The sequence below is a fragment of the Spirulina sp. CCY15215 genome, from assembly GCF_016888125.1.
Classification (GTDB): Bacteria; Cyanobacteriota; Cyanobacteriia; order Cyanobacteriales; family Spirulinaceae; genus CCY15215.
This window is the reverse complement of sequence record NZ_JACSWA010000407.1, coordinates 1-225: the sequence shown is the minus strand read 5'-3', so window position 1 is coordinate 225 and position 225 is coordinate 1. Positions and strand designations below refer to the sequence as shown.

Sequence of the window (225 nt, the reverse complement as noted above, 5' to 3'; positions counted from 1 at the left end):
CTAAATCTTCATCCTCTGTGCCAGGAGAAGCCAATTCTACTACTAAAAAAGGACTGACTTCCTCTTGCCAAATTACATAACTCAAGCGCAACTCTTGCAAATTCGTACTGCGTCTTGCACCTAGAACTAAAAACCAATCTGGTCGTTTATACCACTGGGTATGTTGGCGATCGTAGTAGAGATTCAAATCCTTGGCAATAAAATAATCAGATCGAAGATGGTGTG

Annotated in this window: 1 protein-coding gene; it reads right to left on the bottom strand. The window is 40.9% G+C overall.

What is annotated here, in order from left to right:
• On the bottom strand, nt 1-225 hold a 225-nt coding region (locus JUI58_RS11600), incomplete at both ends, for a Uma2 family endonuclease (RefSeq protein WP_204103948.1).